19 protein-coding genes and 2 tRNA genes are annotated in these 21249 nt (G+C 62.5%); 12 read left to right on the top strand and 9 right to left on the bottom strand.

What is annotated here, in order from left to right; genetic code table 11:
• Positions 1–231 precede the first annotated feature (231 nt).
• The 3 genes from ACTV8E_RS04490 to ACTV8E_RS04480 all read left to right on the top strand — a co-directional run bounded on the left by ACTV8E_RS04490 (position 232) and on the right by ACTV8E_RS04480 (position 1993).
• Positions 232–861, top strand: a complete 630-nt coding sequence (locus tag ACTV8E_RS04490; RefSeq protein WP_443198642.1) for a GNAT family N-acetyltransferase — start codon at positions 232–234, stop codon at positions 859–861.
• Between the two features lie 92 nt (positions 862–953).
• Complete coding sequence (locus ACTV8E_RS04485; protein ID WP_443198641.1) at positions 954–1670, top strand: AzlC family ABC transporter permease; 717 nt, start codon at positions 954–956, stop codon at positions 1668–1670.
• Positions 1670–1993 carry an AzlD domain-containing protein gene (locus ACTV8E_RS04480; RefSeq protein ID WP_251836798.1) on the top strand — a complete coding sequence of 108 codons (324 nt, stop codon included), beginning with the start codon at positions 1670–1672 and terminating at the stop codon, positions 1991–1993. Before ACTV8E_RS04485 ends, ACTV8E_RS04480 begins: the two co-directional genes overlap by 1 nt.
• 43 nt (positions 1994–2036) lie before the next feature.
• Here the strand turns inward: ACTV8E_RS04480 and sugE are convergent, their stop codons facing one another.
• The 3 genes from sugE to rdgC form a co-directional block, all read right to left on the bottom strand.
• A complete protein-coding gene (sugE, locus tag ACTV8E_RS04475; RefSeq protein ID WP_251836797.1) occupies positions 2037–2351 on the bottom strand; it encodes a quaternary ammonium compound efflux SMR transporter SugE in 315 nt (104 codons plus the stop codon).
• Between the two features lie 147 nt (positions 2352–2498).
• On the bottom strand, positions 2499–3467 hold the full coding sequence (locus tag ACTV8E_RS04470) for a bile acid:sodium symporter family protein (RefSeq protein WP_443198640.1): 969 nt from the start codon (positions 3465–3467) through the stop codon (positions 2499–2501).
• 187 nt (positions 3468–3654) lie between these two features.
• Positions 3655–4575, bottom strand: a complete 921-nt coding sequence (gene rdgC, locus ACTV8E_RS04465; RefSeq protein WP_443198668.1) for a recombination-associated protein RdgC — start codon at positions 4573–4575, stop codon at positions 3655–3657.
• 205 nt (positions 4576–4780) lie between these two features.
• Between rdgC and ACTV8E_RS04460 the strand changes: the two genes are divergently transcribed.
• A tRNA-Val gene (locus ACTV8E_RS04460) sits at positions 4781–4856 on the top strand.
• A gap of 13 nt (positions 4857–4869) precedes the next feature.
• Positions 4870–4946: transfer RNA gene (locus tag ACTV8E_RS04455), tRNA-Asp, on the top strand.
• Positions 4947–5147: 201 nt separating this feature from the next.
• Here the strand turns inward: ACTV8E_RS04455 and ytfE are convergent.
• Complete coding sequence (gene ytfE / locus ACTV8E_RS04450) at positions 5148–5813, bottom strand: iron-sulfur cluster repair protein YtfE (RefSeq protein ID WP_443198639.1); 666 nt, start codon at positions 5811–5813, stop codon at positions 5148–5150.
• A gap of 214 nt (positions 5814–6027) precedes the next feature.
• On the opposite strand from ytfE, the gene moaB reads away from it, so the two are divergent.
• Positions 6028–6582 carry a molybdenum cofactor biosynthesis protein B gene (gene moaB, locus ACTV8E_RS04445; RefSeq protein WP_443198638.1) on the top strand — a complete coding sequence of 185 codons (555 nt, stop codon included), beginning with the start codon at positions 6028–6030 and terminating at the stop codon, positions 6580–6582.
• On the top strand, positions 6579–7811 hold the full coding sequence (locus tag ACTV8E_RS04440; protein ID WP_443198637.1) for a molybdopterin molybdotransferase MoeA: 1233 nt from the start codon (positions 6579–6581) through the stop codon (positions 7809–7811). The genes moaB and ACTV8E_RS04440 overlap by 4 nt, the downstream gene beginning before the upstream one ends.
• 77 nt (positions 7812–7888) lie before the next feature.
• On the opposite strand, the gene ACTV8E_RS04435 is transcribed toward ACTV8E_RS04440, so the two are convergent.
• The 3 genes from ACTV8E_RS04435 to ACTV8E_RS04425 form a co-directional block, all read right to left on the bottom strand.
• The gene (locus tag ACTV8E_RS04435) at positions 7889–8296 is read right to left on the bottom strand and encodes a putative zinc-binding protein (RefSeq protein ID WP_251836792.1); all 408 of its coding nucleotides are present in this window, start codon (positions 8294–8296) and stop codon (positions 7889–7891) included.
• Positions 8297–8408: 112 nt separating this feature from the next.
• Entirely contained in the window at positions 8409–8819 is a 411-nt protein-coding gene (locus ACTV8E_RS04430; protein ID WP_251836791.1) for a putative zinc-binding protein, read from the bottom strand.
• Between the two features lie 20 nt (positions 8820–8839).
• Entirely contained in the window at positions 8840–9517 is a 678-nt protein-coding gene (locus tag ACTV8E_RS04425) for a Crp/Fnr family transcriptional regulator (protein WP_443198636.1), read from the bottom strand.
• Positions 9518–9779: 262 nt separating this feature from the next.
• On the opposite strand from ACTV8E_RS04425, the gene can reads away from it, so the two are divergent.
• Positions 9780–10409 carry a carbonate dehydratase gene (gene can, locus ACTV8E_RS04420; RefSeq protein ID WP_273535801.1) on the top strand — a complete coding sequence of 210 codons (630 nt, stop codon included), beginning with the start codon at positions 9780–9782 and terminating at the stop codon, positions 10407–10409.
• Between the two features lie 31 nt (positions 10410–10440).
• On the opposite strand, the gene narL is transcribed toward can, so the two are convergent.
• Both narL and ACTV8E_RS04410 read right to left on the bottom strand, forming a co-directional pair.
• Positions 10441–11073 carry a two-component system response regulator NarL gene (gene narL, locus ACTV8E_RS04415; RefSeq protein ID WP_443198635.1) on the bottom strand — a complete coding sequence of 211 codons (633 nt, stop codon included), beginning with the start codon at positions 11071–11073 and terminating at the stop codon, positions 10441–10443.
• Positions 11070–12866 carry a histidine kinase gene (locus ACTV8E_RS04410; protein WP_443198634.1) on the bottom strand — a complete coding sequence of 599 codons (1797 nt, stop codon included), beginning with the start codon at positions 12864–12866 and terminating at the stop codon, positions 11070–11072. Before ACTV8E_RS04410 ends, narL begins: the two co-directional genes overlap by 4 nt.
• A 232-nt stretch (positions 12867–13098) precedes the next feature.
• On the opposite strand from ACTV8E_RS04410, the gene ACTV8E_RS04405 reads away from it, so the two are divergent.
• The 4 genes from ACTV8E_RS04405 (at position 13099) to narH (ending at position 21248) form a co-directional block, all read left to right on the top strand.
• Positions 13099–14364 (top strand): MFS transporter, encoded by a 1266-nt coding sequence (locus tag ACTV8E_RS04405; protein WP_443198633.1) that lies wholly within the window; start codon positions 13099–13101, stop codon positions 14362–14364.
• Between the two features lie 2 nt (positions 14365–14366).
• Positions 14367–15779: a NarK family nitrate/nitrite MFS transporter gene (locus tag ACTV8E_RS04400; RefSeq protein WP_443198632.1), complete on the top strand. Its 1413-nt coding sequence runs from the start codon at positions 14367–14369 to the stop codon at positions 15777–15779.
• A gap of 70 nt (positions 15780–15849) precedes the next feature.
• Positions 15850–19605 carry a nitrate reductase subunit alpha gene (locus ACTV8E_RS04395; RefSeq protein WP_443198631.1) on the top strand — a complete coding sequence of 1252 codons (3756 nt, stop codon included), beginning with the start codon at positions 15850–15852 and terminating at the stop codon, positions 19603–19605.
• A 104-nt stretch (positions 19606–19709) separates the two neighbouring features.
• Positions 19710–21248 (top strand): nitrate reductase subunit beta, encoded by a 1539-nt coding sequence (narH, locus tag ACTV8E_RS04390; RefSeq protein ID WP_443198630.1) that lies wholly within the window; start codon positions 19710–19712, stop codon positions 21246–21248.
• The last annotated feature ends 1 nt before the right edge of the window (position 21249 follow it).

Raw genomic sequence — 21249 nt, 5'->3', positions numbered from 1 at the left:
TCGGGGCAATGACCGAGTAGCGCAAGGTGATGCCACGTCCGTGCCTATAGTTTCGCAGTAAAGCGGTGCGGCGTCAGGCGTCTTGCTACCAATGTCGCAGATGCCCACCCCAGTTCGACCCTGACACAGCGCAGTGCTCGAAACGGCTTGTTTTATGCCAGGGCGGCACTTCTGGCGGGGCCGATGTTCATATGGGACCGAGGCCCGTCTGGAAAAAACAAGGAGAGTGCGATGTTCATGCCGCAACCTATTACTTTGCAGCGCGGGGCGCTGCGTCTGGAGCCTCTGCTCGAAAGCGACATTCCGGCCTTGGTCAGCCTGGCCGAAGCCAATCATGAGCGCCTGGTCTACATGCAGGGCCCTCTGCGTCCGGACTGGTATCGGCAGGCGCTGGTGGAGCAGCGTGAGGGCAGGGCTGTGGTCTTTACCGTGCGGTTGGATGAGGCGATAGTCGGCACCACACGGTTCGCCGATTTCCTGCCTGCTTTGCCGGCAGCCGAAATCGGCTGGACCTGGCTCGACCATCACCAGCACGGCACGGGACTGAACACTTCGATCAAGTTCCTTCTGCTGCGCCAGGCGTTCGAGCAGTGGCAATTGGTCCGCGTGCAACTGAAAACCGCCGCCAGCAACTTGCGTTCCCAGCGGGCGATTGAAAAGCTCGGCGCTCGGCGCGAGGGCCTGTTGCGCAACCATCGTCGCCTGGCGGACGGCCGTCTCGACGATACCGTGCTGTACAGCATCACCGACCTGGAATGGCCAGAGGTCAAGCGGCAACTCGAGGACAGTTTTGCCGGTGGGCGTGCCAGCGAGCATTCCCTGCAAAGCGGCCCGACGAAACAGCCCCTGGCGGTCAAGTGAAGGATTTGCGGGTCGTCGCGCTCTGAGGCCGCTGGCAGAGTGAGACGAACCACGCCGACTTGGTGTAGGTTTCTTCTCCCCAAGGAGAAACCATGTCCCGCTTACACGAATTCCTCAATGGCGCCCGCGATACCCTACCTCTGATTCTCGGCGCGATTCCCTTCGGCATCATCTTTGGCACCCTGGCCAGTGCCGCTGGCCTGTCCCTGTGGCAGGCATTGGGCATGTCTCTACTGGTCTTCGCCGGCTCCGCGCAATTCATTGCGGTCAGCTTGCTGGGGGGCGGCGCCGGCATGGTCGTACTGCTGCTCACCACCTTTGTGGTCAACCTGCGACATGCCCTCTACAGCGCCACCCTGCAACCGTTCGTGCGCCATCTGCCGGGCCGCTGGCGGGCGCCCCTGGCGTTCTGGCTGACCGATGAAACCTTCGCCGTGGTCCAGCACCGCTACGCGGCACGCGACGAGTCGGCGCACAAACACTGGTATTTTTGCGGTTCCTGCCTGGCCATGTACACCAACTGGCAGCTGTGCACGCTGATCGGCGTGGCCTTCGGCCAGGCGGTGCCAAACCTGGCGACCTGGGGATTGGATTTCGCGATGCTCGCCACCTTCATCGGCATCGTCGTGCCGATGCTGCGCAATGTGCCGCAGGTTGCCGCGGCGCTGGTGGCCAGTGCGGTGGCATTGGCCTTTCACGGCCTGCCGTATAAGCTCGGCCTGCTGGTTGCAGCACTCGCCGGGATCATCGTCGGTGTCTGGCTGGAGCAGCGTCGTGAAACCCGCCATACAGTCGGGGAGGATGCCTGATGGATATCTGGTTGCTGATATTGGGTATGGCAGTGATCACCTTCGTCATCCGTTACAGCTTGTTCGCCTGGCCGAACCTGCGTTTTCCACCGCTGGTGCGTCAGGGCCTGCGCTATGTGCCCATCGCTGTGCTATGCGCCATCGTCGCGCCGGGCATGTTCATGCCTGACGGACAAACGCTGCAGGTGCGCCTGGACAATGCCTATCTGCTGGGCGGGGTGGTGACCATTGCGATTGCCGCACTCAGCCGTAACCTGCTGGCCACCATCGCGGGCGGGTTGCTGGTGTTCTTCCTGTTGCGCTGGGCGCTGGGTCAGATCTGACTGTCAGTCGCAGGGCGGGAAATCCGCCCTGCGCTGAGACACGTCAATGACTGAGCTTGAGCCCGACCAGGCCGGTGACGATCAGCGCTACACTGGCCAGGCGCAGCGGCGCCATGGATTCACCGAACAGGATGATGCCGGCTATCACCGTGCCGACGGCGCCAATGCCGGTCCACACCGCATAGGCAGTGCCCAGGGGCAGCCCCTTCATGGCCAGGCCCAGCAGCCCCAGGCTGACCAACATGGCTGCGACCGTCAGGGCGGAGGGAATCAGGCGGGTAAAGCCGTCGGTGTATTTCAGGCCGATGGCCCAGGCAATTTCGAACAGACCGGCAAAGAACAGAATGAGCCAGGACATGGGGATACCTCCAAAAAGCTGGGGTCGTCCCCTGATGTGAAGCGCTCTAGCGGCCGCACAGGGCCAATAAAAAACGCCGGCGGGGTCGTCCCCGCCGGCGTTTCATTTTGCACAGCTGGGCGCCCCGGGCAAGGGGCCCCTAGCATTTTATTCGGCGGCGGCCTGCTTGGCCGGCGCCGTTTGCGGATCGTTCATGCGCCGGAACACGGTTGCCAGCATCGGGCCGGAGAGGTTGTGCCAGACGCTGAACAGCGCACTAGGCACTGCCGCCAGCGGCGAGAAGTGGGCGCTGGCCAGGGCGGCGCCAAGCCCGGAGTTCTGCATGCCGACTTCAATGGACAGGGTCTTGCGCTGCGCCAGCGGCAGGCCGAACAGCTTGCCGGCGGCATAGCCCAGGGCCAGGCCCAGACCGTTGTGCAGCACCACCACGGCCATGATCAGCAGGCCGGACTCGGCGATTTTTGCCTGGCTGGCCGCCACCACGGCGGCAACAATGGCGACGATGCTGATCACCGACACCAGTGGCAACACATCCACAGCCACCCGCACGCGGGCGCCCAGTAGACGCTGCGCGAGCAAGCCGAGCACGATGGGCAGAATTACCACCTGAACGATGGACCAGAACATGGCGCCGAAATCCACCGGCAGCCAGGCCGAGGCCAGCAGCCAGATCAACGCCGGGGTGACGATCGGGGCGAGGAGGGTGGACACCGAGGTGATGGCCACCGACAACGCCACGTCGCCGCGGGCGAACCAGGTCATCACGTTGGACGCAGTGCCGCCCGGGCAGCAGCCGACCAGGATCACGCCAACGGCGATTTCCGCGGGCAGATTCAGGACCTTGCACAGCAGCCAGGCCAGGCCCGGCATGATGATGAACTGGGCGAGTACGCCGATCAGCACACGCAACGGTTGGCGCGCCACTTCGCGGAAGTCTTCAGTCTTCAGGGTCAGGCCCATGCCGAACATGATCAGGCCCAGCAGCGGCACGATCCAGCCGCCCTCGGCGATAGGTAGAAACCAGGCGGGTTGATAGAAGGCCAGTACAGCGAACAGCAAAACCCAGAGGGCGAACGTGTTACCGACGAAGCGGCTTAAAGCGGCCAATGCACGCATGGAGCTTTCCTTGAAAGGCAGATTAATAAAGCCAGGGTTTGCACCGTGTCCGGTTGCGTTGCACCTTCCCGGCGTGACGGGAACGCATGGCAGGCCTGTCGACACAGGGGTGGTGCGCCGCCGCAGCCTGCCCATCAGGGCATGCTCCTGTGTATAGGGCTACTGCAACGGGCAGCGGAAGCAGGAATCAAATGGCCTGGGGAATCTCCTCACCGCCAAGGGCTTCGAACAGCTGCGGCAGGAACTCGACGAAGGTCAACATCATCAAGGTAAAGCTGGCGTCCAGCTGGCCGAGGGCGTCGTCGCCACCGTCCTGTTCAGCCTGATCCTGCAACAGGTCTTCAAAACGTAGACGTTTGATCGCCAGCTTGTCGTCCAGCACGAAGGACAGTTTGTCTTCCCAGGCCAGGCTCAGCTTGGTGACCAGCTTGCCGGCGGTGAGGTGGTGCTGGATCTCCTCGCTGGCCAAATCTTGGCGTTTGCAGCGAATGATGCCGCCATCTTCCTGAGTGTCGCGCAGTTCGCATTCATCCAGCACGTGCAGGCCATGGCTGGCTGCGTTGCTTTTCACCCATTCGGTGAACGTGGCGGTCGGCGCCAGCTTGACGTTCAGCGGCCGTACCGGCAGTGAACCGAGCACTTCGCGCAGGGTGGACAGCAGGTCTTCGGCGCGCTTGGGGCTGGAGGCATCGACGAGAATCAGGCCCTGCTCTGGCGCGATGGCGGCAAAGGTGGCGGATTTGCGGATGAAGGCGCGGGGCAAGAAGTCCAGGATGATTTCATCCTTGAGCTGGTCGCGTTCCTTCTTATAGACCTTGCGCATCTGCTCGGCTTCGATCTGGTCGACCTTCTCCTTGAGGGCGTCGCGCACCACGCTGCCGGGCAGGATGCGTTCTTCCTTACGCGCAGCCAGCAAGTGGAAATCCTGACTGGTGTGTATCAGCGGGGCGTCCGCACCTTTGCCGAACGGGGCGATGAAGCCGTAGGTGGACAGCTCCTGGCTGGCGCAGGAGCGGGCAGGTTTGCTGGCCAGTGCGGTTTCCAGGGCCTCGGCATCGAATCGGAAATCGGCATTGAGGCGGTAAACGAGCAGGTTGCGGAACCACATGGCGGGGTGAATCTCCTGAAAACGCAAAGCGGGCATTATTCCCGCCCGCCGCGCGCAGGCCAACCCTGGCGGGTATCAACGGTGGATGAATTGTCTAAAAAGCGGAAATTTCCTAAGTCATTGGAACATCTGCAAAATTTTTTTCATTTAGGGCTTGCCAAGGTCATTCGGGCTCTCTAGAATGCGCCCCACTTCGAGAGCAAACGGGTGATTAGCTCAGCTGGGAGAGCATCTGCCTTACAAGCAGAGGGTCGGCGGTTCGAACCCGTCATCACCCACCACTCGAGGTAATGCGCAGTGGTAGTTCAGTCGGTTAGAATACCGGCCTGTCACGCCGGGGGTCGCGGGTTCGAGTCCCGTCCACTGCGCCATATTCGATACGGGTCAGACTGAAGCCCGCATCAACGAGAAAGCGACCTTAGGGTCGCTTTTTTCGTTTCTGCCTTTCGCGCATACCGCGCTCATTCCTGCAACGCTAGATTGCCTGTTCGGATTCGAGCCGTGGCCCACTTGTTTCGAGCCACGTTGCCCGCATTAATTATCTGTCCTCGTCGCAGCCGTGCGTTGGGCAGTCACGAGCGCACAAACAAAACAGTGTTCTCCAGGTGGATGTGCTGTATCAGGTCATCGCGAAATTCCCGCAGGCCGCGATACAGCGCGCGCCAGGTGTTGCAGGCGCCGGGCGGCGGTTGGATATCGTGGGTCAGCTCGGCCAGTTGCGCCAACGCTTCGCCGTGCTGATCGTGTTCATGGCGCATCACTGCAATCGGCCCGCCCACCAGTACCGAGGCCGCCACGCCCTGGTTGAACATCGGGAACAGAATACGTTCCTCCTTGCACATATGGTGCTCCAGTTCGCCGTAAATCTCGTCCAGCAGCGCGGCCAGGCCGTGGGGGCAGTCGGGGTTGCGGGTGTGAACATGCTCCACGCGGTTGGCCAGACGAATAAGTTCCGGCAGCTGTTCACGGTGACGGGCGTGGTAGCGCTCCAGAATGTGCTCGATCAACTGCGGGGTAGGCGTCAGCTCCCAGTTGCTATTCGCGCCGGGCTGTTGCTGAAGGTGCAGCAGTTGTTCGGCCACCAGGGTTGCATCGATTCCGCGCTGTTCGCAGGCCTGCTGCAGGGACTGCGCGCCGCCGCAGCAGAAATCCAGCCGTTGCTCGCGCAGGATACGGGTTGCGCCGGGAATGCGTGTAGCCAGGCTGCCGAGTGTTTCGTTCAACAATGCAGTGCTCATAGGGCAGGCTCGTGTCGGATGAAGGGATCGATACTCTGCCGCCAGATAACCCGTGGCCCCTTGACGTTGATCAAGGGGTAAAAAATCGATTGGGCCTAGGCTGAGGCTCACATGTTCTCCCGGCCCCCGTTGCCGGTAGTACCTCCTTGGGGGGATGGGCTGCGCGTCGGTGGCGGTGCAGTCTGCATCGATATTTTCAACGGAGATTTCTTCCATGGCGCATTTATCCAACGCTGAATTCCTGCCTCTGCGCATCGCGGTGCTGACAGTCAGCGATACCCGCAGCCTGGACACCGATACCTCCGGGCAGGCTCTGATCGACGGGCTGTTGGCGGCCGGCCATGAACTGGCCGATCGGGCGCTGGTGAGCGACGACATCTGGCAGATCCGTGCGCGGCTGTGCAGCTGGATTGCCGATGGGCAGGTTCAGGTGGTGCTGATTACCGGCGGCACTGGTTTTACCGCGCGTGACAACACTCCGCAGGCGGTGACGCCGCTATTGGAAAAGACCGTGGACGGCTTTGGTGAGTTGTTCCGGCAGGTTTCCCTGGTTGATATCGGCACCTCCACCGTGCAGTCGCGGGCGCTGGCCGGGATGAGCAACGGTACCCTGGTGTGCTGCCTGCCGGGCTCACCCAATGCTTGCCGCACCGCCTGGCAGAAGATTCTTATCGAACAGCTCGACAGCCGTACCCGGCCATGCAATTTCGTGCCCCATCTCAAGCGCCCGGCGGATCAGGCGGCGACCTGCTGCGGGAGCCGCTCATGAGCGCCTGTGGCTGCGATACCCACGGGCTGCGCCCGGTGGATGAGGCGATAACGGCCTTGCTGGAGCGCGTGCCGGTAGCGCCGCAAGTAGAGTCGTTGCCCTTGGCGCAGGTTCTCGGTCGGGTGTTGGCCGAGGAGGTGCGTGCACCCTCCGATGTGCCGGCCTGGGACAACAGCGCCATGGACGGTTACGCCCTGCGTGCCGCCGATCTGCCGGCGCAGGGTGGCTGGCTGCCTTTGGCTGGGCGTATTGCGGCTGGCGACGCGGCCCTGGAGCCGTTGCCGGGCGGTCATCTGGTGCGGATTTTCACCGGGGCGCCACTGCCTCCGGGTGCCGACACTGTGGTGCCCCAGGAGGTGTGCAAGGTGGAGCCCGAGAGGGTTTGGGTACCGGCGCTGGACATCGGCGCCAATGTGCGTCGGCAAGGCGAGGAGTTGCTGGCCGGCACACCAGTGCTGGCGGCCGGCCAACGTTTGCGTCCGCAAGAATTGGGTCTGCTGGCCAGCCTGGGCTATGCCCGGGTGGCGGTGTACCAGTCACTGCGCGTCGGGCTGCTCAGCAGTGGCGACGAGCTGCGTGAGCCGGGCGAGGAGTTGGCCCCCGGCCAGCTGTACAACGCCAACCGCTACAGCCTGCTCGGTGTGTTGCAGAGCCTGGGCTTGCAGGTAACGGATTACGGAGTGATGGCCGACGATCTGGCCGTTACCCGTGACACGCTGGCCCGAGCTGCGGCTGAACAGGACGTCGTGATGACCTCCGGTGGCGTTTCCGTTGGTGAAGAAGACCATCTCAAGCAGGCGGTACGCGAACTGGGCGAACTGCACCTGTGGCGCCTGGCGATCCAGCCGGGCAAGCCGCTGGCGTTCGGTGAAATCCACGGCACGCCGTGGCTTGGTCTGCCGGGCAACCCGGCGGCGGCGCTGATTACCGCCCTGGTGGTGGCGCGGCCCTTCCTGCTGAGTGCGCAGGGCTGTCGGGAGGTGGTGCCGCAGCCGCTGCGTTTGCCCGCGGGTTTTGCCTGGCGCAAGCGCAATGTGCGCCGCCAATATTTGCGCGCGCGACTGGAAACAGTCGACGGCGAACTGCGTGTCTGCCTGCATCCACGTCAGGGCTCTGCGATGCTGACCTCGGCCTGCTGGGCCGATGGCCTGGCGCTGGTCGAATGCAATCACACCCTGGAAGAGGGCGAGTCGGTCGAATACCTTCCGTTCAGCGCGTTATTGAACTAGTAGAAGGAAAAGGGGAGCGGCTTGCTCCCCATCTGTTTTGGTCGCGGGTGATTTCATGTGCGCCATTTCTGCTCCCATTACTTGATGACGTGCAGCTTCGGTTGCTCGGGCGGCGCGGTCATGCGGTCACTGGCAATCAGCTGGCTCAGCTCGTCGTACAGCTGATCGGCTTGCGCACTGGAAAAATCTTCCCGGTAGCGCTTCTTCAAACCGTACTCACTGAGCACCACATGTACATTGGCGGTCACTCCATGCTGGGCCAGGCAGGCCTTGGCGCAGTGCAGGTGGCAGCCGTCGATGGCTAGAATCGGCCGGCCGGCGCTGGCTTTCTTGACCAGCGCGGGGACATTGCCACCCACCCCGGCAATGCAGGACATCTCCGCCAGCCCCGCGCGGTCCAGGCGCACCGCCAGCGTATTGGCCAACTGGGCCACGTTGGAGCAGCCGGAACAGGAATAGACCAGGGCAGGTGACGGCTTGGGCATCGTGGTATCTCCCGGAGGTGGCCTGCAAAGGGCCTCAGTATGGTGGGCGGGTCATGTCTTGACCTTGATCATGCTCAAGGACGGCAGAGCGGTCGGCGCTACCGCGCATGCGCTATCTGACAATCCTCAGTTGCGGTGTTACCTGGGGTGGTGCCCGGCCAGCCATGCGCGGGTCGTCCAGCAACGTTTGCATTTGTGCGTATACCCGTTCGGTTTCCTCGCGGGAGCAGTCTTCGCGGTAGCGCTTTTTCAGGCCGTACTGACTGAGCACCACATGGATATTGGCGGTAACGCCGTGCTGTTTCAGGCAGGCCCTGGCGCACTGCATGCGGCAGCCGTCGATGGCCAGGATCGGGCGCTGGGCATTGGCCTTGTCGACCAGTGAGGCGACCCGCCCGCCGATGCCGGCAATGCAGGACATTTCCGCCAACCCGGCGCGATCCAGGCGCACCGCAAGGGTATTGGCCAGTTGGGCCACATTGGAGCAGCCGGAGCAGGAATAAACGAGTGGGAGAGAGGACATGGGCGTTTCATCCTAACGGCTTATTCGCAGTATTGGGCCAGGCTGGGACTGTCGAGCACACGGATGGTGCGACGCTCCATGTCGATCAGCCCGGCATCCATCAGGCGGTGCAGGATGCGTGAGAAGGTTTCCGGCTGGATGCCCAGTTGCGAGGCGATCAGGCGTTTGGGCGCGCGCAGCTGGATTTGGCCGTTGCTGCCTTCCAGCTCCTGGCAGAGAAAGCGCACCACGCGCCGGCTGGCGTTGCCCACCGTCAGGGTATCGATCTCGTTGAGACGCTGATGCAGGCGAATGCTGAAACTGGCCAGCAGGTCGAGGCAGATCTTGGGTTGCTCTTCCAGTACGCGTCGGTAATGAGCGCCATCGATGCTCGCCAGGCTACTGGATTTGAGGGCACCGGCGGTCACCGGATAATGGCGAGTACCGTTGAACAGCAGGGCTTCGGCGAAGCTTTCCCCGGGCTGGATCACTTCCACCAGCTTTTCCTGGCCTTCGAGCAGGACCCGCGTCAATTTGATCTGACCCTGGATAAGCAAATAGAAACGGTCGGCGTTTTCACCCTGGTGAAACAGCGTTTCCCCATTGCCCAAGCGACGGAGGATGGCCAGGTCGCAGACATCCTGGAACACGTCAGCCGGCAGTTTCTGGAACAGGTGATGGCGGCGCAGGGCGCTAAGCGTGGCGGGGTCGGTCAGCATAAAGTCACCTCCGTGGACTGCATGGTAAAAGTCACGGGAGCGCGGGCAAATCCCTCCAAGGCGCTACCTCCAAAGAGGCAGGTGTGTAGGGCGGAGGTAGGTAAAACGCGCCAGCCCGCGATGTCTGGAGAGGAGGATTCCATCGCGGCTGACGCTGTGGCTAGAGTAGCGTTCGGTGTGCCGGGCACCCTTGACGATGGACAAGACGGGCGTCGCCGACGGGTGATATTTCTGCGCCCCACAGGTAGCTACAGGAAAGGACATGAACGTCAAGCAGTTGTTGATCAACAATCGAAGCTGGTCGGAGGCGTTGCGTGCGCAAGACCCGGAGTTTTTTGCGCGACTGGCCCGCCAGCAGCGTCCGGAGTTTCTGTGGATCGGCTGCTCGGACAGCCGCGTTCCGGCCAATGATGTGGTCGGGCTGATGCCGGGCGAGCTGTTCGTGCACCGCAATGTGGCCAATATGGTGGTGGCCACCGACATGAATATGCTTTCGGTGCTGCAGTATGCGGTGGATGTCCTGGAGATCCGCCAAGTGATCGTCTGCGGCCATTATGGCTGTGGCGGCGTGCGCGCGGCGCTCGGACATACCGAGATGGGGCTGATCATCGACAACTGGTTACGGGCTTTGAAAGCGCTTTATCATCAAAACCTGCCTCGGTTTGCGGGGTTGGACCAAGGCGCCAGGGTCGACCTGCTCTGTGAGTTGAATGTGCAGCGTCAGGTACGCAACGTGTGCCATACCACCATCGTGCAGAACGCCTGGCAGCGGGGCCAGCCATTGGCGGTGCACGGCTGGATCTACGGGCTGGACAACGGCCTGGTCAAGGACCTGATGGTTACCGTAAGCGGCCCGCAACAGCTGGATGCGACCTTCCGCTATGAACCCTGAAAGCGGCAAGCCGCAAGCTCTGAGCTTGCCGCTATCGCAGGTGCTCCAGGGCCCACACCGCCGCTTCCACCCGCGAGCGCAGGCCAAGCTTGTGCAGCAGGTTCTTCATATGCACCTTCACGGTGCCCTCGGTGATGCCCAGTTTGTTGCCGATCATCTTGTTGCTGTTGCCGAGGGCAACCATTTTCAGCACCTGTCGCTCGCGGTCGGTAAGGTCGGCCTGGGTCGCGCCTTGCGGGCTGCGCAGGGCTTGGGCCAATACCTTGGTCAGTGCCGGGCTGATGACCAGATTGCCGTGTAGAACCCGGCGCAACTGATCGATCAGTTGTTCGGGCTCCATGTCCTTGAGCAAATAGCCGTCGGCGCCGAAACGCATGGCGTCGCGCACGTCCTCTTCAGCGTCGGAGACGGTGAACAGCAGGACCTTGCCGGCATAGCCCTGCTCGCGAATCTTTTTCAGGGTTTCCACGCCATTCATCTGCGGCATGTTGTTGTCGAGCAGGATCAGGTCGGGGTGCAGGTCGGTCAGCAAGTCGAGTGCTTCGGCGCCATGGCCGGCCTCGCCGATGACGTCGAGGTCGTCTTCCAGTTCGAGCAGCTGGCGGATGCCGCGGCGCATCATCGGATGGTCATCGACCAAGAGCAGGGTGTGCGGAGTGGTCATGCAAGGGCCTCGTTGAAAGGATGGCCAAGAAACTCGGGGCGAAAGCGCAACTGCACGCGAGTGCCATGGGGGATTTTGTCTGTCACGCTCAGTTGCCCGGCCAGGCTGCGCGCGCGTTCCTGCATGATGGTCAGGCCATGATGCTGGCGTTTGTCGTGCTCATGGGACAGCCCGCAGCCGTCGTCTTCGATCAGCAGTTCGACAGCCTCGCCGGTTTGGTGCAAGGCAACCTGCACCTGGCTGGCACCGGAGTGGCGGGCGCAATTGGACAGCGCCTCGCGGGCGATCTGCAGCAGGTGGATCTGTTCGCTGGCCGACAGCGGCACGGCCAGCGGACTGACCTGCAGGTCCACCTCGAACGGGCTGCGCGTCGAGAACTCCAGGGCGGTATCGCGCAGGGCCTGGTCGAGCCCGCCTTCCTTGATGCTCAGGCGAAAGGTGGTCAGCAGCTCACGAAGCTGGCGGTAGGCGGTGTTCAGGCCGTCGCGGATTTCCTCGCTGACGGTTTCCACACTCGCCAGCGACTCGCCACGCCGGATCAGCGTTTGCAGGCGACTGACCTGCAACTTGATGAACGACAGCGCCTGGGCCAGCGAGTCGTGCAGCTCCCGAGCGATCACGGCGCGCTCCTCGAAAATCAGCAGGCGATGCTCCTGTTCACGCTGGCGCTCCAGTGATAGCGCGGTGCCGATCAGGTTGGCCAGCGCCTGGATCAGTTCCATTTCCCAGGCCTGGGCAGGGCGGCCGCCGGTAAACGCCGCGCGCAATTCGCCGAGCTCGCTGCCCAGGTTAACCACCGGGCAGGCGATCAGGTTATGGCGGTTGTGCAGCGTGCAATTGGCGCAATCCGCCGGTGAGCAGATCTCGCGCAGCTCTTGGCCATGCAGGGCGATCAGCTGGCCCACCGGTTGCTGGGGGTCGCCATGCAGGCACAGCGACAGGCGCAGGCCAGGCAAACGCTCCTGAAAGCTGTCCAGCAGATGACCGAGAGTGTCGGCATCGGCGGCCTGGCTGGCCAGGCTGCGGCTGCTGCGGTACAGCAGCTGCAAGGCGGCATTGGCCTGGGCCAGGTTGGCGGTTTCCTCGGCCACGCGACTTTCCAGCGTGCGGTGCGATTCCTCAATGGCTGCGGCCATGGCATTGAAGCTGTTGACCACCTGGCCCAACTCATCGGTTGCCTGGTAGTCGACCCGCGCGCTCAGATCGCCGGCGCGAAAACGCTCATTGGCCCGATTCAGCTCCTGCAAGGGCGCCAGGACGGTTCCCTGCAATTGATACATGCCGATCATCAGCACGATGGTGGTGACAAACAGCGCCAGGCCTTGAATGGTCTGCTGCCAGGCCTGTTTGCTTTCATTGTCCTGTTGCAAGACATAGACGAACTGGTCGAGTTGCTCGACGAAGCTGTCTGCATGGTCCAGGAACTGCCGGGTATCGCCGCCGAACAAGGCAGGCTTGAGTTCGTTCACCCAGCGCTGATGGAGTTGATCGTAGGCGTGGCGTAACGCATCGCTGTTCTGCAGCACGCTGGTCAGGTCGGAGCTTTCCAGGCGCTTTTCGAGGTTGCCGCCGTGCATCTGCAGCAGCTGGATGTCAGCTCCCGCCTCGATCTTCCAGCTCAGCCGGTAGGTGGCCATGCGCAGGGAGCCGGCGGTATTGATGGCAGCCGCATCGCCTTCGCTGAGGCGGGCGATCACGCCGGAGCTGAGCGCGCTGGCCAATGCAAAGATGGCAATCAAGGCCACCGCGAGGCCCGCTCGGGCCGGCAACGAGCCTTTCAACCATTGCAACATGGCAACTACCTCTAAAGAGTCCGGGGGATCGATCAAGCCGGTTTTCTCAGCAGGCTTGCTTGATTAACTTATTGAATTAAGAAGGGAATTTTAATTTTTACGGGTTTACCTCTTTGTGGGTAGGCGCGTGGATAGTAGGGGGTGAGGGGCTGTATTGCCCTTGATCTGCATCAAGGGTTTGCTCGGCTCCATCGCTAGGCTGCGGCCATAACAGCTACCCCTGGAGGTCGTTATGGCCGGTCACAAGATGCAGCAAGGCCTGATATTGGGCATGAGTACCCTGGCGTTCACGGTGTGCTTCATGGTGTGGATGATGTTCGCCGTGCTGGGTGTGCCGATCAAAGAGCTGTTGCAGCTCAACGAAACCCAGTTCGGCCTGCTGGCCGCCACCCCGGTGCTCACCGGTTCGCTGATCCGTCTGCCGCTGGGCATGCTCACCGACAGGTTCGGTGGACGCGTGGTGTTCTTCGTGCTGATGCTGGTCTGCGTGCTGCCGATCTACCTGATCGCCGAGGCCACCGCCTACTGGCACTTCCTGGTGCTCGGCCTGTTTGTCGGTCTGGCCGGCGGCTCGTTTTCGGTGGGCATCGCCTATGTCGCCAAGTGGTTCGACAAGGACAATCAGGGCTTCGCCATGGGCATTTTCGGCGCTGGCAACGCCGGGTCGGCGCTGACCAAGTTCCTCGCCCCGGCGCTGATTGCCGCCGGCAGTTGGCAGCTGGTGCCCAAGGTCTTCTCGGCGACGATGTTCATCACTGCGCTGCTGTTCTGGTTTTTCACCCGCGAGAACAAGGCGCACCGCGTCGCTGGCGGAGTGACCCTGCGCGAGCAGATGCAGGCGCTGAAAGACCCGGCGGTGTGGCGCTACTGCCAGTACTACTCGATCGTCTTTGGCGGCTATGTGGCCCTGGCGCTGTGGATGACCAAGTACTACGTCGAGGAATACGGCTTCAACCTGCAGACCGCTGCGCTGCTGGCTGCCTGCTTCTCGCTGCCCGGCGGTGTATTGCGCGCGGTGGGTGGCTGGATGTCGGATCGCTGGGGCGCGCAGAGCGTGACCTGGTGGGTGATGTGGGTGAGCTGGGTGTGCCTGTTCCTGCTGTCCTATCCGCAGACCGATTTCACCATCCAGACCGTCAACGGCCCGAAGACCTTCTCCCTGGGCCTCAATGCGTGGGTGTTCACCGCGCTGATGTTTATCGTCGGCATTGCCTGGGCGTTCGGCAAGGCCTCGGTGTTCAAGTACATCTCCGATGACTACCCGCACAACATGGGCGTGGTCTCCGGCATCGTCGGCCTGGCCGGCGGCATCGGCGGCTTCATCCTGCCGATCATGTTCGGCGCTCTGGTGGACCTCACCGGCGTACGCACCTCCGCTTTCATGCTGCTGTATGGCGTGGTCTGGATCTCCCTGATCTGGATTTACCGCAGCGAAATCCGTCAAACCCCGCTCATGGGCAATAGCGTGCCTGCGCGCGTCAGTGTCCAAGGAGAATAAGCATGTCCACCCTTGAAAGAACGGTCGCCGACTTCCAACCGCCCAAAGGCGCGGTGATCACCGACTGGCGCCCCGAAAACCCGCACTTCTGGAGCGACGTCGGACAGAGGATCGCCACCCGCAACCTGTGGATCTCGGTGCCCGCGCTGCTGTTGGCCTTCGCGGTGTGGATGGTGTGGAGTACCGTGACGGTGCGCCTGAACAGCATCGGTTTCAGTTTCAGCACCGAACAGCTGTTCATGCTCGCCGCGTTGCCCTCCTTGTCTGGTGCCACGCTGCGCATTTTCTACTCGTTCATGGTGCCGATCTTCGGCGGGCGGCGCTGGACGGCGCTGAGCACCGCCTCGCTGCTGATCCCCTGCATCTGGATGAGCATCGCGGTGCAAAACCCGGATACCCCCTACGGCGTGTTCGTGATCATCGCCCTGCTGTGCGGTTTTGGCGGCGGCAACTTCTCTTCGAGCATGTCCAACATCAGCTTCTTTTTCCCCAAGGCCCGACAGGGCACCGCGCTGGGGCTGAATGCGGGCCTGGGCAATCTGGGCGTGTCGGTCATGCAGTTCGCCGTGCCACTGGCGGTAGTGGGCGGGTTGTTCGGTAGCTTCGGCGGCGAGCCTCAGATGCTCAGCGATGGCACCCAGCTGTGGGTGCAAAACGCCGGTCTGATCTGGGTGCCGTTCATTGCCGTCTCCGCTCTGGCGGCCTGGTTTGGCATGCATGACATCGCTGATGCCAAGGCATCGGTCAAGGACCAGGCGGTGATCTTCCAACGCAAGCACAATTGGCTGATGTGCTGGCTGTACATCGGCACCTTCGGCAGTTTCATCGGCTTCTCCGCCGGCTTCGCGATGCTCAGCAAGACCCAGTTCCCGGACATCAACCCGCTGCAGTACGCCTTTCTCGGCCCGCTGGTGGGCGCGCTGAGCCGCACCCTGGGCGGCATGCTGGCGGACAAGTTCGGCGGCGCGCGCATCACCCTGTGGAACTACGCGCTGATGATCGCGTTCGTGTTTGCGGTGATCAGTTTCCTGCCCGGTGAGAACGGCGGCGGCAATTTCTGGGGCTTCCTGGGCTCCTTCATCCTGCTGTTTTTCTTTGCCGGCATCGGCAACGGCTCGACCTTTTGCATGATTCCGGTGATTTTCCGTGGCGAGTGGGCCAAGCGCCTGCAGCGCGGCGAGGTCAGTGAAGACGCCGCCAACAAGAACGCCAGCATCGAATCGGCCGCCGTCATCGGCTTTAGTGCCGCCCTCGGCGCCTACGGCGGCTTCTTCATTCCCAAGGCCTTCGGTACGTCGCTGGCCCTCACCGGCAACGCCGAAGCCGCCCTGTACCTGTTCATCGCCTACTACCTGAGCTGCATCGCCGTCACCTGGTGGTGGTATGCGCGGCGCGGCGCCTCGAATCCCTGCTAGCCACCGATCTGCCAAGCCATTACGACAGAGCGCGCCGGCAGTGGGCGCTCAGCCTGAAGAGGAAAACACCATGAGTCACCTACTCGACCAGCTGCGCTTCTTTAACCGCAAGCAAGGCGAGTTCGCCGAGGGTCACGGCGAAACGCGCCAAGAATCACGCGACTGGGAGAACGTCTACCGCTCGCGCTGGCAATACGACAAGATCGTGCGCTCCACCCACGGGGTGAACTGCACCGGTTCCTGTTCCTGGAAGATCTACGTGAAGAACGGTCTGATCACCTGGGAAACCCAGCAGACCGACTACCCGCGCACCCGCAACGACCTGCCCAACCACGAACCGCGTGGTTGCCCGCGTGGTGCGAGCTACAGCTGGTACATCTACAGCGCCAACCGCCTCAAATACCCCAAGGTGCGCAAGCCGCTGCTCAAACTGTGGCGTGAGGCGCGGGCCACCAAGAGCCCGGTCGAGGCCTGGGCGAGCATCGTCGAAGACAAGGCCAAGGCCGAGTCCTACAAGAGCAAGCGCGGCATGGGTGGCTTCGTGCGATCCAGCTGGAACGAAGTCAACGAGATCATCGCCGCCGCCAACGTCTACACCGTCAAGCAATACGGCCCGGACCGCGTGGTCGGCTTCTCGCCGATTCCGGCCATGTCCATGGTGTCCTACGCCGCCGGCTCGCGTTACCTGTCGCTGATCGGCGGCGTGTGCCTGAGCTTCTACGACTGGTACTGCGACCTGCCGCCGGCCTCGCCGCAGGTGTGGGGCGAGCAGACCGACGTGCCGGAATCGGCCGACTGGTACAACTCCAACTACATCATCGCCTGGGGCTCCAACGTCCCGCAGACACGTACCCCGGACGCCCATTTCTTCACCGAGGTGCGCTACAAGGGCACCAAGACCGTGGCCATCACCCCGGACTACGCCGAGGTGGCCAAGCTCACCGACCTGTGGCTGAACCCTAAGCAAGGCACCGACGCGGCCTTGGCGCAGGCGTTCTCCCATGTGATCTTCAAGGAATTTCACCTCGAGAAACCGAGCGCCTATTTCACCGACTACGCCAAGCGCTACACCGACATGCCGATCCTGGTGCTGCTCGACGAGAAGGACGGCTACTACCGCGCCGACCGCTTCCTGCGCGCCTCGGACCTGGCCGACAACCTGGGCCAGGAAAACAACCCCGAGTGGAAAACCATCGCCGTGGACGGCAGCACCGGTGAGCTGGTGTCGCCGCTGGGTTCGATCGGCTACCGCTGGGGCGAGAAGGGCAAGTGGAACATCGAAGCCCGCGAAGGCAAGGACGGCCGCGAGGTTGATCTGCAACTGAGCCAGATCGGCAGTGGCGAAAGCGTGGACGTCGGCTTCCCCTACTTCGGCGGCCAGCTGCATGAGCACTTCACCGCCGTCGAAGGCGAAGACGTTCAGGCCCGTCGCGTACCGGTGCGCTCGCTGACCCTGGCCGACGGCAAGGCCGTCAAGGTCGCCACGGTGTTCGACCTGATGGCCGCCAACCTTGCCATCGACCGCGGTCTGGGCGGTGCCAACGTGGCGTCCAGCTACGACGACGCCAGCGTACCCGGCACCCCGGCCTGGCAGGAGCAGATCACCGGTGTGGCCCGCGAGAAGGCCATCCAGATCGCCCGCGAGTTCGCCGACAACGCCGACAAGACCCACGGTCGTTCCATGATCATCGTCGGTGCGGCGATGAACCACTGGTACCACATGGACATGAACTACCGCGGGCTGATCAACATGCTCATGCTCTGCGGTTGCGTCGGCCAGACCGGCGGCGGCTGGGCCCACTACGTTGGCCAGGAAAAACTGCGTCCGCAGTGCGGCTGGCTGCCGCTGGCCTTCGGCCTCGACTGGAATCGTCCGTCGCGGCAGATGAACGGCACCAGCTTCTTCTACAACCACAGTTCGCAGTGGCGCCACGAGAAGATGAGCATGCATGAAGTGCTCTCGCCGCTGGCCGACAAGTCGCAGTTCCCCGAGCACGCGCTGGACTACAACATCCGCGCCGAACGCGCCGGCTGGCTGCCCAGCGCACCGCAACTCAACCGCAACCCGCTGCAGATTACCCGCGATGCCGCCGCCGCCGGCCTGTCGCCCAAGGACTATGCGGTCCAGGCCCTGCAGGACGGCAGCCTGCGCTTTGCCTGCGAACAGCCGGACAACCCCGATAACTTCCCGCGCAACATGTTCATCTGGCGCTCCAACCTGCTGGGCTCCTCCGGCAAGGGCCACGAGTACATGCTCAAGTACCTGCTGGGTACCAAAAACGGTGTGATGAACGAGGACACCGGCAAGTCCCAGGGCTTCAAGCCGGGCGAAGTGGACTGGCAGGAAGACGGCGCCATCGGCAAGCTCGACTTGGTCACCACCCTCGACTTCCGCATGTCCTCCACCTGCGTGTATTCCGACATCGTCCTGCCGACCGCGACCTGGTACGAGAAGGACGACATGAACACCTCGGACATGCACCCCTTCATCCACCCGCTGTCGGCGGCCATCGATCCGGCCTGGGAAGCTCGCTCCGACTGGGAAATCTACAAGGGCATCGCCAAGTCGTTCTCGGAAATGGCCGAAGGGCACCTGGGCGTCGAGCAGGACCTGGTCACCGTACCGCTGATGCATGACAGCCCCGGCGAACTGGCCCAGCCGTTCGGCGGCACCGACTGGAAAACCGCCGGCGAAGCGCTGCAGCCGGGCAAGAACGCGCCGAACATCACCGTGGTCGAGCGCGATTACCCAGCCACCTACAAGAAGTTCACCTCCCTCGGTCCGCTGCTCAATACCCTGGGCAATGGCGGCAAAGGAATCAACTGGAACACCGACGAAGAAGTGAAATTCCTCGGTGAGTTGAACTACACCGTGCGCGAAGAAGGCGTCAGCCAGGGTCGGCCGAAGATCGAAACCGCCATCGACGCGGCGGAAGTGATTCTGTCGCTGGCACCGGAAACCAACGGCCACGTGGCCGTGAAGGCCTGGGCCGCACTGTCGGAATTCACCGGCCGCGACCACAGCCACCTGGCACTGCCCAAGGCGCACGAGGCCATTCGCTTCCGCGATATTCAGGCCCAGCCACGCAAGATCATCTCCAGCCCCACCTGGTCGGGCCTGGAAGACGAACACGTCAGCTACAACGCAGGCTACACCAACGTTCACGAGTACATCCCGTGGCGCACCCTCACCGGCCGCCAGCAGTTCTACCAGGACCACCCGTGGATGCAGGCTTTCGGCGAGCAATTGATGAGCTACCGACCGCCGATCAATACCCGCACCGTCGAGTCGGTGAAGGGCAAGAAGAGCAACGGCAATCCCGAGATCGCGCTGAACTGGATCACGCCGCACCAGAAGTGGGGCATCCACTCCACCTACACCGACAACCTGATCATGCTCACCCTGAGCCGTGGCGGGCCGATCGTGTGGATGTCGGAAGTCGACGCCAAGAAGGTCGGCATCGAGGACAACGACTGGATCGAATGCTTCAACGCCAACGGTGCGCTGACCGCCCGTGCGGTGGTCAGCCAGCGGGTGATGGAAGGCATGGTGATGATGTACCACGCCCAGGAACGCATCGTGAACGTGCCCGGCTCCGAGACCACCAAGACTCGCGGCGGCCACCACAACTCGGTGACGCGCGTGGTGCTCAAACCCACCCACATGATCGGCGGCTATGCCCAGCAAGCCTACGGTTTCAACTACTACGGCACCGTGGGCTGCAACCGCGACGAGTTCGTCGTGGTGCGCAAAATGGCCAAGGTCGACTGGCTTGATGGCCCGTATGGCGACGACCTGCCGCAACCCCTGCCGCAAGACATCTGAGGATCTGCCATGAAAATCCGTTCACCAATGGCGATAGCGCATGGTGCCTACACCATGCCATTTCACGAGGTTCAGGCTGGGGTCCAGGTTGAGGAGTCGACACAATGAAAATCCGTTCACAAATTGGCATGGTGTTGAACCTGGACAAGTGCATCGGTTGCCACACCTGTTCGATCACCTGCAAAAACGTCTGGACCAGCCGTGAGGGCATGGAATACGCCTGGTTCAACAACGTCGAGAGCAAGCCCGGCATCGGTTACCCGAAGGAATGGGAAAACCAGGACAAGTGGAAGGGCGGCTGGGTCCGCAATGCCGACGGCTCGATCAACCCGCGCATCGGGGGCAAGTTCCGTGTGCTGGCGAATATCTTCGCCAACCCGGATCTGCCGAGCATCGACGACTACTACGAGCCGTTCGACTTCGACTACCAGCACCTGCACACCGCGCCGCTGGGCCAGCACCAGCCGGTGGCGCGACCGCGCTCGCTGATCTCCGGCCAGCGCATGGAGAAGATCGAGTGGGGGCCGAACTGGGAGGAAATCCTCGGTACCGAATTTGCCAAGCGTCGCAAGGATAAGAACTTCGACAAGATCCAGGCGGACATCTACGGCGAGTACGAAAATACCTTCATGATGTACCTGCCGCGTTTGTGTGAGCACTGCCTCAACCCGACGTGCGCGGCGTCTTGCCCGAGTGGCGCGATTTACAAGCGCGAAGAAGACGGCATCGTGCTGATCGACCAGGAAAAATGCCGCGGTTGGCGCATGTGCATCAGCGGCTGCCCGTACAAGAAGATCTATTACAACTGGAAGAGCGGCAAATCCGAGAAGTGCATCTTCTGCTTCCCGCGCATCGAAGCTGGCATGCCGACCGTATGCGCCGAGACCTGCGTGGGCCGTATCCGCTACCTCGGCGTGCTGCTGTATGACGCCGACCGTATCCACGAAGTGGCCAGCACGCCCAACGAACAGGACCTGTACGAAGAGCAGCTGGGCCTGTTCCTCGACCCGCATGATCCCAAGGTCATCGCCCAGGCCCTGAAAGACGGCGTGCCGCAGTCGGTGATCGACGCCGCGCAACAGTCCCCGGTCTACAAGATGGCTGTGGATTGGAAGCTGGCGCTGCCGCTGCACCCTGAATACCGCACCTTGCCGATGGTCTGGTACGTGCCGCCGCTGTCGCCGATCCAGAACGCCGCCCAGGCCGGTCACGTGAGCATGGACGGCGTGCTGCCGGACGTGGACAGCCTGCGTATTCCGCTGCGCTACCTGGCCAACCTGCTCACCGCCGGCGACGAGAAGCCGGTCAAGCTGGCTCTGAAGCGCCTGCTGGCCATGCGCGCCTACAAGCGCGCCGAGCAGGTGGACGGCGTACTTGATCTGGAGGTGCTGGAAAAGGTCGGCCTGAGCCGTCACCAGGCCGACGACATGTACCGCTACCTGGCGATTGCCAACTACGAAGACCGCTTCGTAATTCCCACGGCGCACCGTGAAGAAGCCATGAGCGATGCCTTCGCTGAGCGTTCCGGCTGCGGTTTCAGCTTCGGCAACGGCTGTGGCGGCAGCTCCGAAGTGAACATGTTTGGCGCCAAGAAGGCGAACAAGCGCGACATCATCCAGACCGTGCAGTTGTGGGAGGAATGAG

It is taken from the genome of Pseudomonas sp. B392_1p (assembly GCF_052245235.1).
Taxonomy (GTDB): Bacteria; Pseudomonadota; Gammaproteobacteria; order Pseudomonadales; family Pseudomonadaceae; genus Serpens; species Serpens gallinarum.
Note: the sequence above shows the minus strand (reverse complement) of the source record. Positions and strands in the feature narration are given on the sequence as shown.

What these genes read in the sequence shown, in the direction of transcription:
- ACTV8E_RS04490 (WP_443198642.1), top strand. Translation starts at nt 232, where the DNA reads ATGTTCATGCCGCAACCTATTACTTTGCAGCGCGGGGCGCTGCGTCTG.
- ACTV8E_RS04485 (WP_443198641.1), top strand. Translation starts at nt 954, where the DNA reads ATGTCCCGCTTACACGAATTCCTCAATGGCGCCCGCGATACCCTACCT.
- ACTV8E_RS04480 (WP_251836798.1), top strand. Translation starts at nt 1,670, where the DNA reads ATGGATATCTGGTTGCTGATATTGGGTATGGCAGTGATCACCTTCGTC.
- sugE (WP_251836797.1), bottom strand. Translation starts at nt 2,351, where the DNA reads ATGTCCTGGCTCATTCTGTTCTTTGCCGGTCTGTTCGAAATTGCCTGG.
- ACTV8E_RS04470 (WP_443198640.1), bottom strand. Translation starts at nt 3,467, where the DNA reads ATGCGTGCATTGGCCGCTTTAAGCCGCTTCGTCGGTAACACGTTCGCC.
- rdgC (WP_443198668.1), bottom strand. Translation starts at nt 4,575, where the DNA reads ATGTGGTTCCGCAACCTGCTCGTTTACCGCCTCAATGCCGATTTCCGA.
- ytfE (WP_443198639.1), bottom strand. Translation starts at nt 5,813, where the DNA reads ATGAGCACTGCATTGTTGAACGAAACACTCGGCAGCCTGGCTACACGC.
- moaB (WP_443198638.1), top strand. Translation starts at nt 6,028, where the DNA reads ATGGCGCATTTATCCAACGCTGAATTCCTGCCTCTGCGCATCGCGGTG.
- ACTV8E_RS04440 (WP_443198637.1), top strand. Translation starts at nt 6,579, where the DNA reads ATGAGCGCCTGTGGCTGCGATACCCACGGGCTGCGCCCGGTGGATGAG.
- ACTV8E_RS04435 (WP_251836792.1), bottom strand. Translation starts at nt 8,296, where the DNA reads ATGCCCAAGCCGTCACCTGCCCTGGTCTATTCCTGTTCCGGCTGCTCC.
- ACTV8E_RS04430 (WP_251836791.1), bottom strand. Translation starts at nt 8,819, where the DNA reads ATGTCCTCTCTCCCACTCGTTTATTCCTGCTCCGGCTGCTCCAATGTG.
- ACTV8E_RS04425 (WP_443198636.1), bottom strand. Translation starts at nt 9,517, where the DNA reads ATGCTGACCGACCCCGCCACGCTTAGCGCCCTGCGCCGCCATCACCTG.
- can (WP_273535801.1), top strand. Translation starts at nt 9,780, where the DNA reads ATGAACGTCAAGCAGTTGTTGATCAACAATCGAAGCTGGTCGGAGGCG.
- narL (WP_443198635.1), bottom strand. Translation starts at nt 11,073, where the DNA reads ATGACCACTCCGCACACCCTGCTCTTGGTCGATGACCATCCGATGATG.
- ACTV8E_RS04410 (WP_443198634.1), bottom strand. Translation starts at nt 12,866, where the DNA reads ATGTTGCAATGGTTGAAAGGCTCGTTGCCGGCCCGAGCGGGCCTCGCG.
- ACTV8E_RS04405 (WP_443198633.1), top strand. Translation starts at nt 13,099, where the DNA reads ATGGCCGGTCACAAGATGCAGCAAGGCCTGATATTGGGCATGAGTACC.
- ACTV8E_RS04400 (WP_443198632.1), top strand. Translation starts at nt 14,367, where the DNA reads ATGTCCACCCTTGAAAGAACGGTCGCCGACTTCCAACCGCCCAAAGGC.
- ACTV8E_RS04395 (WP_443198631.1), top strand. Translation starts at nt 15,850, where the DNA reads ATGAGTCACCTACTCGACCAGCTGCGCTTCTTTAACCGCAAGCAAGGC.
- narH (WP_443198630.1), top strand. Translation starts at nt 19,710, where the DNA reads ATGAAAATCCGTTCACAAATTGGCATGGTGTTGAACCTGGACAAGTGC.